14 protein-coding genes are annotated in these 13853 nt (G+C 70.3%); 2 read left to right on the top strand and 12 right to left on the bottom strand.

The genetic code is table 11. The annotated features are described in order from the left end of the window. The first annotated feature begins 32 nt into the window (after window positions 1-32). On the top strand, window positions 33-485 hold the full coding sequence (locus tag JO391_RS02410) for a hypothetical protein (RefSeq protein WP_220662618.1): 453 nt from the start codon (window positions 33-35) through the stop codon (window positions 483-485). A 2-nt stretch (window positions 486-487) separates the two neighbouring features. On the opposite strand, the gene JO391_RS02405 is transcribed toward JO391_RS02410, so the two are convergent. From JO391_RS02405 to JO391_RS02395, 3 genes are all read right to left on the bottom strand, one after another. After that, the gene (locus JO391_RS02405; RefSeq protein WP_259444801.1) at window positions 488-1756 is read right to left on the bottom strand and encodes an Hsp70 family protein; all 1269 of its coding nucleotides are present in this window, start codon (window positions 1754-1756) and stop codon (window positions 488-490) included. A 63-nt stretch (window positions 1757-1819) separates the two neighbouring features. Further along, the gene (locus JO391_RS02400) at window positions 1820-2503 is read right to left on the bottom strand and encodes an SDR family NAD(P)-dependent oxidoreductase (protein WP_220662617.1); all 684 of its coding nucleotides are present in this window, start codon (window positions 2501-2503) and stop codon (window positions 1820-1822) included. 148 nt (window positions 2504-2651) lie between these two features. Further along, window positions 2652-3515, bottom strand: a complete 864-nt coding sequence (locus tag JO391_RS02395; RefSeq protein WP_220662616.1) for a LysR substrate-binding domain-containing protein — start codon at window positions 3513-3515, stop codon at window positions 2652-2654. Window positions 3516-3619: 104 nt separating this feature from the next. Here JO391_RS02395 and JO391_RS21685 point away from each other — a divergent pair, with 104 nt between their 5' ends. After that, window positions 3620-4489, top strand: coding sequence for a DMT family transporter (locus tag JO391_RS21685; protein ID WP_220662615.1), 870 nt, complete (start codon window positions 3620-3622; stop codon window positions 4487-4489). 52 nt (window positions 4490-4541) lie between these two features. Here JO391_RS21685 and JO391_RS02385 read toward each other — a convergent pair whose 3' ends face one another. From JO391_RS02385 to rsmH, 9 genes are all read right to left on the bottom strand, one after another. Then, window positions 4542-4937, bottom strand: a complete 396-nt coding sequence (locus JO391_RS02385) for a DUF302 domain-containing protein (protein WP_220662614.1) — start codon at window positions 4935-4937, stop codon at window positions 4542-4544. A gap of 58 nt (window positions 4938-4995) precedes the next feature. Beyond that, window positions 4996-5937 (bottom strand): aldo/keto reductase, encoded by a 942-nt coding sequence (locus JO391_RS02380; protein ID WP_220662613.1) that lies wholly within the window; start codon window positions 5935-5937, stop codon window positions 4996-4998. An 80-nt stretch (window positions 5938-6017) separates the two neighbouring features. Beyond that, entirely contained in the window at window positions 6018-6644 is a 627-nt protein-coding gene (locus JO391_RS02375) for a LysE family translocator (protein WP_220662612.1), read from the bottom strand. Then, window positions 6645-7727: a phospho-N-acetylmuramoyl-pentapeptide-transferase gene (gene mraY / locus JO391_RS02370; protein ID WP_220662611.1), complete on the bottom strand. Its 1083-nt coding sequence runs from the start codon at window positions 7725-7727 to the stop codon at window positions 6645-6647. Further along, window positions 7727-9172, bottom strand: a complete 1446-nt coding sequence (locus JO391_RS02365) for a UDP-N-acetylmuramoyl-tripeptide--D-alanyl-D-alanine ligase (protein ID WP_220662610.1) — start codon at window positions 9170-9172, stop codon at window positions 7727-7729. The genes mraY and JO391_RS02365 overlap by 1 nt, the downstream gene beginning before the upstream one ends. Next, the gene (locus JO391_RS02360) at window positions 9169-10653 is read right to left on the bottom strand and encodes a UDP-N-acetylmuramoyl-L-alanyl-D-glutamate--2,6-diaminopimelate ligase (protein ID WP_220662609.1); all 1485 of its coding nucleotides are present in this window, start codon (window positions 10651-10653) and stop codon (window positions 9169-9171) included. The genes JO391_RS02365 and JO391_RS02360 overlap by 4 nt, the downstream gene beginning before the upstream one ends. Before the next feature lie 36 nt (window positions 10654-10689). Next, window positions 10690-12483: a peptidoglycan D,D-transpeptidase FtsI family protein gene (locus tag JO391_RS02355; protein WP_220662608.1), complete on the bottom strand. Its 1794-nt coding sequence runs from the start codon at window positions 12481-12483 to the stop codon at window positions 10690-10692. After that, on the bottom strand, window positions 12480-12845 hold the full coding sequence (ftsL, locus tag JO391_RS02350; RefSeq protein WP_220662607.1) for a cell division protein FtsL: 366 nt from the start codon (window positions 12843-12845) through the stop codon (window positions 12480-12482). The genes JO391_RS02355 and ftsL overlap by 4 nt, the downstream gene beginning before the upstream one ends. After that, window positions 12845-13852, bottom strand: a complete 1008-nt coding sequence (rsmH, locus tag JO391_RS02345) for a 16S rRNA (cytosine(1402)-N(4))-methyltransferase RsmH (RefSeq protein WP_220662606.1) — start codon at window positions 13850-13852, stop codon at window positions 12845-12847. Before rsmH ends, ftsL begins: the two co-directional genes overlap by 1 nt. Between the last annotated feature and the right edge of the window lies 1 nt (window position 13853).

Here is a 13853-nt window from a genome sequence, read left to right as displayed (position 1 = left end):
GATTCGTGCGACCATGGCGGCGGGAGGCGGCCATGGGGCGACGGCTTGGCGCGGCAGGCTGGTTGGTTGTGGCGCTGGTGGCCCCTGCCCCGGCGCTGGCCCATTCGCTGTCGCTGACCCTGTGGCCTTCCTCCGACCCGGAGGCGGTGCTGCGCTGCGCGGTGCATCTGGATGCCGGGCGGATGCGGGTGGTTCAGGGCCGAGGGCCCGGAGCGGGCGAGCGGGTCGTGATCTGGACCCCGACCGCCGTTGAGCAGGCGGTGATGATGTCGGCGCTGGCGGCCTTTGTGGCGGGGGACCTGCCCTCGGTCCTTCCGACCGATCCGGCGCAGCCGGCGCCGCCCTTCGTGACGGTGAACTGGATCACCCGGCTTGACGGAGGCATCCTGGCCGGGCGCATGGTCGCGCCGGGGCTGGACCTGCCGCCGGTACTGAAGGCGGTGGTGGTCCGGCTGATGCCGGGGAGCCTGTGCGACAGGGACTGAGCTCAGCCGAAGCGGCGGCGCGCGTCCAGCGCGAGGCCGGTGCCGACCGAACCCAGCATGTCGCCTGTGGCGATGCGGGTGCCGGGGAAGAGCTGGCCGGCAAGCCGGTGCAGTGCGGGCAGGTGCGCGGAGCCGCCGGTGAGGAACACGGTGCCGATCTGCGCGGGCGCAAGCCCCGCCTGGGCCAGCGTGGTGGCCAGCGCCGTGCCGATGCGGTCCAGCGGCGCGGCGATGGCTTCCTCGAACCGGTCGCGGCGGATCACCGGGTTCGGGCCGCCGCAGATGGAAGTAAGCGAGAGGCGCGTGGCCTCGGCCTCGGTCAGTGCGATCTTGGCCTCTTCCACCAGCATGGCGAGCGCATGGCCGCGGCGGGTTTCGATCACGCGGATCAGGCGGGCGATGCGGTCGGGGGCATCGGCTTCGCGCGCGATCTGGCGGAGTTCCGTCAGGGTGCGGGCTGTGTAGACCATGTTGATCCGCACCCAGGTGGCAAGGTCGATGTAGTAGTGTCGCGGCATCAGGCTCTTGCCCTGGCGGACCGAACTGCCGAAGCCCAGGTGGGGCATGACCTCGGCCAGCGACAGAAGCCGGTCGAGATCGGTGCCGCCCACCCGGATGCCGTGGTTGGCAAGGATGTCCCCGGCGCGGTCGGGGTGGCGGGCGAGGGTGGGCGAGACGCGCAGGATCGAGAAGTCGGAGGTGCCGCCGCCGATGTCGGCGACCAGCACCAGTTCCTCGGCCGTGACCGAGGATTCGTAATGCAGCGCGGCGGCGATGGGTTCGAACTGGAAGGCGATGTCGCGGAAGCCGAGGTCTCGGGCGATGTCTTCCAGCACGGATTGGGCGGCGGCGTCGCCCTGCGCGTCGTCATCGACGAAGTGGACCGGGCGGCCCAGCACGACAGAGGTGAGGGGCGTGCCGGTTTCGGCATCGAGCCGGGCGCGCAGGTGGCCCATGAAACGGGCCACGACCTCGCGGAACGAGATGAGGCGGGAGCCGAGGCGGGTGGTCTCGCGGATGAGGGGCGAGCCCAGGGTGGATTTCAGGCCACGCATCAGCCGGCCATCCTCGCCGCCGGTATAGGCGGCGATGGCGGCGCGGCCGAAGCTGGCCTCGGCGGTTTCGGTGTCCAGGAAGACCGCGGTGGGGATGGTGGGCTGGGTGCCCTCGACCGCGATGAGGCGGGCGCCGGTGGCGTCGGCGAGGCCGACGGTGGAGTTCGAGGTGCCGAAGTCGATCCCGCAGGCGGGGGCGGTCAGGGGCGCGGGCATGGCATCGGCCTTCACGTTCGGGGAGGCGGCGCTTTAGCGGGCGGCGGCGATCAGGGCAAGGGGTTACCAGGGGATCGGCTGGCGGCGGCGGAAGAAGCCGCCGGTCGGGCCGTCCTCGGGCAGGAGGGCCAGCCAGACCGGGGTGTCGGCGCCTTCGTCAGGGGTGAGGGGCGCGCCGTCGCCGCCCATGCGCGTGGCGACCCAGCCGGGGTCGCAGGCGTTGATCTTCACGCCGGGGGGCAGGTCGCGGACCAGGGCGCGGGTCAGGGCATTGAGCGCGGCCTTGGCCACGCCATAGGCGCCGGGGCCGCCGAGACCCTGGGCATGGGCGCCCCAGCCGGAGGAGAGGTTGACGATCCGGCCCCAGCCGGTGGCCCGCCAATGCGGCAGGTTCAGGCGGATGAGGTCGAGGGGGGCGGCGACCATGACCTCCATCGCCTCGTCGAAATCGGAGCGGGGGGAGAGGAGGGAGGAATGGCCGAGGATGCCGGCGTTGTTGACGAGGATGTCGAAGCCCCCTGCCCCGGTCACGGCCTGAAAGCTGGTGTCGGGGTCGAGGAGGTCGATGTGGGCGAAGGCGACGCCCAGGGCGGCGGCGGCGGCGCGGCCTTCGTCCTGGTTCCGGGCCGAAAGGGTGACGCGGACGCCCCTGGCCTTGAGGCCCGCGGCGATGGCGCGGCCGATGCCGCGGTTGGCGCCGGTGACGAGGGCGGTGGGGTGGAGGGGGCGGGAGGTGGAGAGGGTCATGGTCGGGCCTTTCGGGTGTCCGAGCTCGGACGCTTTGGCGGATTGAGGAAAATCAGAGGGTTGCGGGCGCGGATTAACTTGGACTTAACGATTGGCCGGGAGGCTGGATCGACCGGAACCCGCAGACACGGCGCGGAGATGGCCGGCCTTACCGTTGCTGGCGCAGCCAGTCGGTGAAGCGGTGGACCTGGGGCGGGGCGCTGGGGGCGGCGTGGAGCGTGTAGAGGCCAAGCAGCACCTCGGGCGCGCCCGGCAGGGGGACGAGGCGGCCGGCGGCGATGTCGTCCTTCAGGGCGAACTCGGGGGCCAGCGTCATGCCGAGGCCGGCGATGGCGGCACGCATCGCGGCATCGTCGAGGTCGAAGCGGCCGGCGATGTCGAGCCTTGTGCCGGGCTGGCCGGAGGCGGCGAGCCAGACCTGCCAGTCCCAGTTCGTCTCGGTGCCCTGCAGCGCGGGAACGGTGGCGAGATCCCCCGGCGTGGGCAGGCGGGCAAGCAGGCCTGGCGAGAGGAAGGGTCGGCAGCGGTCTTCGAGAAAGACCTCGGCGCCTGCGGGGACCGTGCCGATGGGGTGATAAGCCAGCGCGACATCGGCGGGCGGGCCGGGCGGCAGGCCGGTGCCGGTGAGGGTTTCGACACGGATGCGCAGGCCGGGATGGCGGGCGCGGAAGCGGTCGAGCATGGGGATGAGCCAGCGGACCGCCAGGGTCATCGGGACCTGGACGGAGAGTTCGGAAGCGCCTTCCTGCGCCTCGCGCAGGGCGCGTTCGAGGATGAGGAGACCGGGGGCGGACTGCCGCCAGAGCCTCTCACCGGCCTCGGTCAGCTGCACGGCGTTGTTGCGGCGGTGGAAGAGCTGGGTGCCGAGCGCGGCTTCGAGCGCGCGGATCTGGTGGCTGACGGCGCCGGGCGTCACGCCAAGCCGCAGGGCGGCGGGGCCGAAGCCCTGCGCCTCGGCCGCGGCGGCGAAGCTGCGCAGCGCATTCAGCGAGACGCGGGACGTGGCCTGCATGAGGATTCCTGAGTCAGATCGAGGATTTCTCGTTTGTTTTATCGGCTGCGGCGGGGTTTGACACGAGGAACCTTCGCCCGAGACATCTTCGCCCGGAGTTCGCGATGCCGCCGCGCCTCACCTATCTGCCCGCAATTCTGTGGGCGCTGGCCTCGACCGCGATCTGGACGCTGATCTTTGCTGCGGTAAAGGCCTCGGGCGGGGCGGTCGGGGCGTTCCAGCTGACCTTCCTGCGGGGCATCGGATCGCTGGCGGTTCTGGTGCCGATGGCGCTGGCGACCGGGGGTTTCGGGCAGTACCAGAGCCGCCAGCCCTGGGCGCATCTGGCGCGGACCCTGTGCGGATCGGGGGCGGCGGTCGCGATCACCTGGGCCTCGGCCGAGATGCCCATCGTGGATGCCACGGCGATTGCCATGCTGTACGGGCCGCTGGCCGTGGTGCTGGGGGTGGTGGTGCTGGCGGAACGGGTGGGTCCGCTGCATGGGCTGGCGGTGGCGGTGAGCCTGGCGGGCGCGCTGGTCGTGGCACTGGCGCAGGGGGCGTTTTCCGGCGGGCTGGTACTGGCACCGGTGCTGGCATCGCTGGGCGGTGCCCTGCTGATGGCGGTGGAGGGGGTGCTGATCCGGGTTCTGGGACAGCGCGACCGGGCGTTGACGGTGATGCTGTATGTCACCGTGCTGGGCCTCATGGTGCTGGCGGTTCCGGCGGTGCTGGACTGGCAGCCGCTTGGGCCGCTGGGGCTGTTGGCTTGCCTTGCGCTTGGGCCCTTTGCGGTGCTGGGGCAGTATTGCACGATCCGCGGTTATCGCGCGGCGCCCCTGTCGGTGGTGGCGCCGGTTGACAATGCCTGGCTGGTCTTTGCGGCGGTGCTGGGGTTCCTGGCCTTTGGCGAGGTGCCGGGGCCGATGACGGTGCTGGGCGCGGCGCTGATCATCGCGGGCGGCGTGGCGCTGACGCGGGTAAAGGCGCGCTAGGAGCGATTCTTCTGCGAAGGCGCGGGGGCCTTCGCAGAAGAATCGGGGCCGGTCAGATGGCGGCGACGACGCCGGCGAGCATTTCCCGCACCAGGCCTGCAACCTGGCTGAGCGTCTGGTTCGGGATGCCGGCCATCGAGGCGACCGGATCGACGGCGGAAACCTCGGTGCCGCCCTCGACCTCGCGAAGGATGACATTGCAGGGCAGCATGGCGCCGACGCGGGGTTCCAGCGCGATGGCCTCCCAGGCCATGCCGGGATTGCAGGCGCCGAGGATGCGGTAGCCGGGCATGTCGCGGCCGAGCTTCTTCTTCATCGTGGCGGCAACGTCGATTTCGGTGAGCACGCCGAATCCTGCGGCGGCCAGCGCGGCGCGGGTGCGGGTCTCGGCATCGGCCAGCGCGGTGCCGGGCAGGAGGCGGGTGATCGTGTAGGACGCGGGCGACATGGGCAGCTCCATCATATTCCGTATTGTATATATGTTGGAGCCGCCCTGTTCCAAGGGGTCAGAGGTCGAGGGCCGCCAGATCCTCGGTCGTCAGGCTGAGCGCGGCGGCGCAGGCGAAGCTTTCGACATGGGCGGTCTTCGTGGCCGAGGCGATGGGCGCGGTGATGCCGGGCTGCGCCATGACCCAGGCGAGCGCGATCTCGGCCGGGGTGACGCTGTGCGCGGCGGCGACGCGGTCGAGCGCATCGAGGATCGCAAAGCCGCGGGGGGTGAAATAGTCGCCCATATCCTCGCCCCGGGCCGACTGGCCAAGGTCTTGCGGGCCGCGGTACTTGCCGGTGAGGAAGCCGGAGGCGAGGGCAAAGTAGCTGACCACGCCCAGGCCGCGGGCGATGCAGAGGTCGCGGAGCGGGCCTTCGAAGCTGTCGCGGGCGTAGAGGTTGTATTCGGGCTGCAGCACCTGGTAGGCGGGCAGTCCGGCATCGGCGAGGGCCAGGGCATGGCCCAGTTGCTCGGCATCGAGGTTCGAGGCGCCGATGGCGCGGATCTTGCCGGCATCGCGCAGCGCGCCGAAAGCGGCGAGGGTTTCCTCCTGCGGGGTTTCGGCATCGGGCCAGTGGGCGAAGTAGAGGTCGATCACATCGGTGCCGAGGCGACGGAGCGAGGCTTCGGCGGCCTTGGCGATCCAGCGGGCGGAGAGGCCCTTTTCGCCGGGGCGGCCCATGTCGGAACCGACCTTGGTGAAGAGCGTGATGCGCTGGCGCATCCCCGGCCGGGCCTTGAGCCAGCGGCCGATGACGGTTTCGGATTCGCCGCCCTGGTTGCCGGGGGCCCAGCTGGAATAGACATCGGCCGTGTCGATGGCGTTGAAGCCGTGATCGACGAAGGCGTCGAGGACGCGGAAGCCCTGCGCTTCGTCGATGGTCCAGCCGAGCACATTGCCGCCGAAGACGATGGGCGCGGTGACGAGGCCGGTCTGGCCGAGGGGGCGAAGCTGCATGGCGGGTCCTTTCTGGGGTTTCCCGCTGTTGTGGCCTGCCCCGGCGGCGGGGGCAAGCGGGGCGGTCAGGCCCCAGGGGATCAGGCGCGGTCGGCGGCGAGGCGCAGGCCGAGCCCCATAAGCAGCGCGCCGCCCGCGCGGTTCATCCAGGCCACGGCGCGCGTGGATTTGCCAAGGCGGCGGGCAAGGCTGGAGGCGGCGAAGACGGCGACCAGGTCGGCGGCGGCGAACATCAGGTTCACCACCGTGCCAAGGATGAGGAGTTGCAGCCAGACCGGAAAGCTGGCGGCGGGGTCTGCAAACTGCGGCAGAAAGGCCACGAAGAAGAGCGCGGTCTTGGGGTTCAGAAGCTCGACCAGGACGCTTTGGCGGAAGGCGCGGGCCGGGCTTTGCGGGGCAAGCTGCGGTGTGCCCGCGGTGGCCTTGCTGCGGATCATGCCCCAGCCGAGCCAGACGAGGTAGGCCGCCCCCGCCAGCTTGAGCAGCGCATAGACCGTGGGCACGGCGTGGAACAGAGCCGAGAGGCCGGCGGCGGCGGCCAGGACATGGATGTAGCCGCCAAGCGCGATGCCAAGCGCCGCCATGAGGCCGGCGCGACGGCCGCCCGCCAGGGTGCGGGCCGTGGCGTAAAGGATCGCCGGCCCCGGCATCAGCGCGAAGACCGCGGCGGCGGCGAGGAAGGCGAGGAGCGTGTCGAGCGGGGCCACTCAGCGGACCTTGAGCGTGGCGAGGCCGATCATGGCGAGGATCAGCGAGATGATCCAGAAGCGGATGACGATCTGCGGCTCGGCCCAGCCCTTCTTTTCGAAGTGGTGGTGGATCGGGGCCATGAGGAAGACGCGCTTGCCGGTGCGCTTGTAGTAGGCGACCTGGATGATGACGCTGAGCGCCTCGACCACGAAGAGGCCGCCGACGATGGCCAGCACGATCTCGTGTTTCGTGCAGACGGCGATGGCGCCGAGGGCGCCGCCCAGGGCCAACGAACCGGTGTCGCCCATGAAGACGGCGGCGGGGGGGGCGTTGTACCACAGGAAGCCGAGGCCGCCGCCGATGAGGGCGGCGGTGAAGACCATGATCTCGGACGTGCCGGGCACGAAGTGGACGCCGAGGTAGTTGGCGAAGGTGGCGGAGCCCACGACATAGGAGATCACGCCGAAGGTGCCGGCGGCGATCATCACCGGCATGATGGCCAGGCCGTCGAGCCCGTCGGTCAGGTTCACCGCATTGGCGGCGCCGACGATGACGACCATGCCGAAGGGCACGAAGAACCATCCGAGGTTCAACAGCGCGTCCTTGAGGAAGGGGAAGGCGAGCTGGTTGGTCAGGTCGTTGGGCTGGAACCGGGCGGCGGCATAGGCGGCCAGCGCGGCGATGGCGAGGCCGGAGAGGAAGCGCACGCGGGAGGAGACGCCCTTGGTGTTCTGCTTTGTCACCTTGGCATAGTCGTCGGCGAAACCGATGAGGCCGAAGGCGAGCGTCACCAGCACGGTGATCCAGATGTAGGGATTGTCGAGCCGCGCCCAGAGGAGCGTGGAAACCATGAGCGCCGAGAGGATCAGGAGCCCGCCCATCGTGGGGGTGCCGGCCTTGGCGAAATGGCTTTGCGGCCCGTCGTCGCGGATCGGTTGACCCTTGCCCTGCTTGCGTCGCAACAGGTTGATGAGGGGGCGGCCGAAGAGGAAGCCGAAGACCAGCGCGGTCAGGAAGGCCCCGCCGGCGCGGAAGGTGGTGTAGCGGAAGAGGTTGAAGATGTCCCCGCCGGTGGAGAACTGCGTGAGAAGGTAAAGCATTATTCTGTCCCCCGGTGGTCTTGCGCCACCCCTTGCCCGAGCCGGCGCAGCGCGTCGACGACCAGGCTGACTTTCGATCCCTTGGAGCCCTTGACCAGCACGATGTCGCCGGGGTCGAAGAGCGTTTTGGCATGGGCGGCGAGTTCGGGCGCCGTCTCTGTCCAATGGCCGCGCTGGCGGCGTGGCAGGGCCTGCCAGAGCGCCTTCATCCGCGGACCGACACAGTGGATCACCGCGATGGCGTCAAGGCCCGGATGACGGGCGATGGCCTGGTGGAGCGCGATCTCGTCGGGACCAAGTTCCAGCATGTCGCCCAGGATGGCGATGCGGCGGCCCTGGTGCAGGGCGCCCTGCCCGTCCGAGGGCTTGGCGGCGATGAGGATGTCGAGCGCCACGGCCAGCGAGGCGGGATTGGCGTTGAAGGCATCGTCGATCAGGTCGAAATGGGTTTCCTCGACCGGATCGAGCAGGATGCGCTCGCGCGTGCCCCGGCCTGCCGGCGGCTGCCAGCGGCCGATATCGAGCGCGGCCATGACCGGATCGGCGCCAAGCGCCTCGGCCAGGGCGAGCGCGCCGAGGGCGTTGGCGGCGAAATGGCGTCCGGGCGACATGACCTTGAAGAGGAAGGGCGCACCGTTGCGCAGGGCGTGGGCCACGGTTGCCGTATCGCAGAGACGGGTGCTTTCGAGCCGGTAATCCGCGGATGCGGCCTCGCCGAAAGCGACGATGCGGGCGCCCGAGGCGGCGGCGATGTCTTGCAGGATGTCGGCGCACGGTGCATCGGCTGGCAGGATGGCGGCGCCGCCGGGTTGGAGCCCCTCGACGATGGAAGCCTTTTCGCGGGCGATGCCTTCGAGGCTGCCGAGGGCTTCCAGATGCGCGGGGGCGATGGTGGTGATCATCACCGCGTGGGGCTGGACCATGCGGGCGAGCGGGGCGATTTCGCCCGCGTGGTTCATGCCCAGTTCCAGCACCGCGAAATCGGTGTCGGGTGCCATGCGGGCCAGGGTCAGCGGCACGCCCCAGTGGTTGTTGTAGCTGGCTTCGGCGGCGTGGGTCTTGCCCTGGCCCGACAACAGGACCCGCAGCATTTCCTTGGTGGAGGTCTTGCCCACCGAGCCGGTGACGGCGGCGACCTTGGCGCGGGTGCGGGCGCGGGCGGCGCGGCCGAGGGCTTCCAGCGCGGGCAGCACCTCGGGGACGATGAGAAGCGGCGCGTCGGCGGGGACATCTTCGGGGATGCGCGAGACGAGCGCGGCGGCGGCGCCCTTGGCCAGCGCCTGGGCCACGAAATCGTGGCCGTCGCGGATATCCTTCAGCGCGACGAAGAGATCGCCCGGCTGGATCGTGCGGGTGTCGATGGAAACGCCGCTGGCTTGCCACGTCCGGGTGGAGCGGCCGCCAGTCGCGGCTTCGGCATCGTCAGTGGTCCAGAGTGCGGTCATGCGGGGCGGCCCTCCAGCGCGGCGACGGAGACGGAGGCCTGTTCCACGTCGTCGAAGGGATAGACGTCGCGGCCGATGATCTGGCCGGTCTCGTGCCCCTTGCCCGCGATCAGGAGCGCATCGCCCGGCTGGAGCTGGTCCACCGCGCGCAGGATGGCCTCGGCCCGGTCGCCGACCTCGTTCGCTTCGGGGCAGGCTTGCATTATTTCTGCACGAATAGCGGCCGGAACCTCGGTTCTGGGATTGTCGTCTGTCACATACAGAACATCGGCGTGGTCATGGGCGGCTTTGCCCATCAGCGGGCGCTTGGTGCGGTCGCGGTCGCCGCCGGCGCCGAAGACGATGAGGATGCGGCCCATCACATGCGGGCGCAGCGCCTTGAGCGCGGTTTCGATGGCGTCGGGCGTGTGGGCGTAATCCACGAAGACCGGGGCGCCGTTGGCGCGGGTGGCCGCCAGTTGCATCCGGCCGCGCACGCCCGTGAGCCGCGGCAGGACCGACAGCACGCGGTCAGGGTCTTCTCCGCAGGCGATGGCAAGGCCGGCAGCCACGGCCACGTTTTCGGCCTGGAAGGAGCCGATCAGGTCAAGCTCGACCTGCACCGGCTTGCCCTGCCAGGAAAAGCGCACCTCTTGACCGGTGGCATGGGGGCGGGTGGCGATGAGGCGGAGGTCGGCGTTCTGGGCGCGGCCCACGGCCAGCACGGTCAGGCCGCGATCTGCCGCCCTGTCGGCCATTTCCGGCCCCATGGCGCCCGTGGTGTTGATGACGGCCACGCCTTCGGGCGGAAGGAGACGGTCGAACAGGCCGGCCTTGGCCTGGAAATAGGCCTCCATCGTGCCGTGGTAATCCAGATGGTCCTGGGTGAGGTTGGTGAAGCCCGCCGCGGTCAGGCGCACGCCGTCCATGCGGCGCTGGTCGAGGCCGTGGGACGAAGCCTCCATCGCGGCATGGGTGACGCCGGCGGCAGCGGCCTCGGCCAGGACGCGGTGCAGGGTCACGGCATCGGGCGTGGTGTGGGCGGAGGGGGCAACCCATGCGCCTTCGACGCCGGTGGTGCCGATGTTGATGGCGGCATGGCCAAGCGCCTGCCAGATCTGGCGGGTGAAGGTGGCCACGGAGGTCTTGCCGTTGGTGCCGGTGACGGCGGCCATGATGCGGGGCTGGGCGCCGAACCAAAGGGCGGCGGCGCGCGACAGGGCCTCGCGCGCGTCTTCGGCGACGATGAGCGCGGCGGGGCTGGCGGCAAGGGCCGGGGCCGCGAGGCGGGCGCCTTCGGCATCGGTGAGGATGGCGGCGGCGCCCTGGTCGAGCGCGGTGGCGATGAAGGCGGCGCCGTGGGTGCGGCTGCCGGGAAGGGCGGCGAAGAGATGGCCGGGACGCACGGCGCGACTGTCCAGCGTGAGGCCGGTGATGGCGGCCTGCCGGCCATCGCGCGCCGTCAGCCCCAGTTCCGCCAGTGTTGCCTTCCGTTCCGCCATCGCCTGCCCCTGCCCCGCGCGTCCGTGTTCACCGCGTCATTCGGTGACGCTGACGGCTGTTAGACCATTCGCCGCCCCGGCATCAACCTGCGGTCTGAGCCCGACGAGCGGTGCGACGCGGCGGATGATCTCGGCGGCGACGGGAACGGCGGTCCAGCCGGCGGTGCGGCGCGGCTCGGGCCCCGAGGTTTCGACCGGCTCGTCCAGGGTGACGGTGAGGACGTATTTCGGGTCGTTGGCCGGGAACATCGAGGCGAAGGTGTTGATCACCTTGTCGTGGTAGTAGCCGCCGGTGGGCTTGGGCTTGTCGGCGGTGCCGGTCTTGCCGGCGACGGCATAGCCCGGCACCTCGGCGAAGGAGGCGGTGCCGCGCGTCACCACCTGGCGCAGCATGGAAACGGAGTTCTTGGCCACTTCCGGGCGCAGGACGCGGGCGCCCTCTACCGGGGTGGGGTGTTTCAGAAGCGTGGGGGTGACGGTGATTCCGCCGTTGGCGATGGTGGCATAGGCCGCGGCGAGGTTCAGCGGGCTGGAGGACAGGCCGTGGCCGTAGGAGGCGGTGATCGTCACGATTTCCGGCCAGCGCGCGGGGACCAGGGGCTTGGCGCCCGCCGCTTCCACCAGTTCGACCGGCGAGGGGGACAGAAGGCCGAGCGCGCGCAGGAAGGCCTGCTGGCGTGTGCCGCCGATCATCATGGCGATATGAGCCACGCCGACGTTCGACGATTTCACGATGACGTCTGTGACCGAAAGCAGGGGGCCGTAGTTGTGGTTGTCGAATTCCTTGATCTTGAACTTGCCCCAGATCATCGGCGCATCGGCATCGACCATGGTTTCGGGGTTGACGAGGCCAAGCTCCATCCCCTGGGCGGCGGTGAAGATCTTGTAGGTGGAGCCAAGCTCGTAGACCCCCTGGACCGCGCGGTTGAAGAGCGGGCTGTCGGCGGGATCGCCCTTGACCAGCGGTTGCGGGCGGTCGTTCGGGTCGAAGTCGGGCAGCGAGGCCATGGCGATGATCTCGCCGGTCTTGACGTCCAGGAGGACGGCGGCGCCGCCCTTGGCGTTCATCATCTTGATGCCGGAATCGAGCACTTCCTCGATCGTCGCCTGCACCGTGAGGTCGATGGACAACTCCAGCGGCGCGCCGGCCTGGGCCGGGTCGCGCAGGCGGGCGTCCAGCGCCTTTTCGATGCCGGCGGTGCCGATGACCTCGGCCGAGGACACGCCTTCGGCGCCGAAGGAGGCGCCGCCCAGGATGTGGGAGGCGAGTGCGCCGTTGGGGTAGAGCCGCATCTCGCGCGGGCCGAACAGAAGGCCGGGATCGCCGATCTCGTGCACCTGCTGCATCTGTTCGGGGCTGATGACCTTCTTGATCCACAGGAAGCTGCGCCCGTCGGTGAAGCGGCGTTGCAGGTCCTCGGCCTTCAGGTCGGGGAAGATCTCGGCCAGCATCTGCGCGGTGCGCGCGGGATCGACCAGGTCCTTGGGCTGGGCGTAAAGCGCGTGGGTCAGCATGTTGGTGGCGAGGATGCGGCCGTTGCGGTCGGTGATGTCGGCGCGGCCGGCGAGGATTTCGGCGCCGGAAGAGGCGGAGCGGGGTTCCTCGGGCTCGGTCGCGGCGATCTTCATCATCTGCGCGCCGATGGCGGCATAGGCCACGATGAAGCCGAGACCCAGGAGGAGGATGCGACCCTCGGCGCGTGCCCGCGACCGGTCGCGCATCACCTCGTGGCGGGCACGGCGGTTTTCGGCCTCGATGGCATCGGGGTTTTCGCCCTGGGCGCGGGCGTGGAGGATGCGGGCGAGAGGGCGAAGGGGGGTGCGGATCACGGCAGGTCCCCCTCGTCGGTGTCTTCGCCCATGATGGTGACGGGCTGGCCGAGGTCGCCGGGAAGGTCGAGCTTGGCGCGGGGATAGGCCACCTGTGTCACCTGGCCGAATTGGCCAGGTTCCAGCGGCAGGAGGCCGAGTCGGTCGAAGTTGATGGTGGCCAGCTCGCGCAGGCGGTCCGGGCGGTTGAGATAGGCCCATTCGGCGCGGGTCAGAGCGAGGCTTTCGCGCAGGCTGGCGATCTCGTCCTGCAGGCCCGCCACCTCGCGCAGGGCGTGTTGGGTCGCGTAGTTCTCGCGGTAGGCCCAGAAGGCGAGGCCCATGACGGCAAGGAAGGAGAGGACATAGAGAACGGGACGCATCAGCGGCTCTTCTGCGGCAGGGTGGGAAGGTCGAGACTGGCGGGATCGGGTGCGCGGGCGGGCGCATCGGTGCGGCGGGCGACGCGCAGCTTGGCCGAGCGGGCGCGCGGGTTGGCGGCAAGTTCCTCGTCGTCGGGGCCTGTGGCGCGGCGGGTCACAAGCTCGAACCGGGGGGCTTCCTGGGCGACGGCGGGGGCGTAGCGGTTGGCGTTGCCCTCCTGGCCGGCGGCCTGGGCGAAGAAGCGCTTCACCACGCGATCTTCGAGCGAATGGAAGGTGACCACGGCCAAGAGACCGCCGGGCTTCAGCGCCCGTTCGGCGGCGTTGAGGCCGTCGAGCAGCTCGTCGAACTCGCGGTTCACGGCGATGCGCAGCGCCTGGAAGCTGCGGGTGGCGGGATGGCTTTGCCCCGGTTTGGGCCGCGGCAGGCAACGCGCGACGATCTCGGCCAAGCGCAGCGTGGTGGTGATGGGCGCCTTGGCGCGTTCGGCCACGATGGCGCGGGCGATGCGGCGCGAGGCGCGTTCCTCGCCGAAATGGTACAGGATGTCGGCGAGCTCGGCCTCGGAAGCGGTGTTCACGAGGTCGGCGGCAGAGGGGCCGTCCTGGCTCATCCGCATGTCGAGCGGGCCGTCCTTCTGGAAGGAGAAACCGCGCGCGGCATCGTCGATCTGCATGGAGGAGACGCCCAGATCGAGCACGACGCCATCGAGCGGCGCATCGGCGCAGGTGTCGAGCGTCGAGAAGGTGCCGTGCACCAGGGTCAGGCGGTCGCCGTAGGGCGCGCCCCAGGTGCGGGCGAGGTCGAGCGCGAGGGGGTCGCGGTCGACGCCGATGACCCGATCGGCCCCGGCCGCGAGCAAGCCACGGGTGTAACCCCCTGCCCCGAGCGTGCCGTCGAGCCAGAGGCCGGAGACCGGTGCCACTGCCGCCAGAAGCGGCTTCAGGAGGACGGGGATATGGGGGGCGGTTTCGGCGGGTTCAGATGCGGTGGCGGGTTTGGCCATG

Origin of the sequence: Neotabrizicola shimadae, from assembly GCF_019623905.1 — a bacterium.
Lineage (GTDB): Bacteria > Pseudomonadota > Alphaproteobacteria > Rhodobacterales > Rhodobacteraceae > Neotabrizicola > Neotabrizicola shimadae.
This window is presented reverse-complemented; position numbering and strand designations above follow the sequence as displayed.